Origin of the sequence: Psychrobacter sp. 16-MNA-CIBAN-0192, from assembly GCF_040309565.1 — a bacterium.
In the GTDB taxonomy this organism is placed as follows: domain Bacteria; phylum Pseudomonadota; class Gammaproteobacteria; order Pseudomonadales; family Moraxellaceae; genus Psychrobacter.
This window is the reverse complement of record NZ_JBEOOX010000105.1, coordinates 1-291: the sequence shown is the minus strand read 5'-3', so window position 1 is coordinate 291 and position 291 is coordinate 1. Positions and strand designations below refer to the sequence as shown.

The following is a 291-nucleotide window of genomic DNA, read 5'->3' as shown; positions in this document are numbered from 1 at the left end:
GCATTATGCTTGATATTCAATTAGGCGATGGCTCTGGTATTGAGTTATTACTTGAGTTGAAGCGTATTGCTAACGCAGCCCAAAAAGACATCAGCATAGCCGCATTTACGGCACAAATTCAACATGATGACATAAACGAGTATCAAACAGCAGGCTTCGATGACGTATTAGCCAAACCGCTTAATATGAAGTTTTTAGCCAATTGGATTGGTGATGCGAGTGACAAGTCAGCAATCAACAGCGACAACACGAATAAGTTAACCAAGATGGATAAACACAAAGGCTTTACAC

The 291-nt window shown here is 40.5% G+C and carries 1 protein-coding gene; it reads left to right on the top strand.

The window, feature by feature from the left end; genetic code table 11:
* The coding region (locus AAEY78_RS12535) for a response regulator (RefSeq protein WP_352339664.1) at window positions 1-291 on the top strand (291 nt) is incomplete at both ends.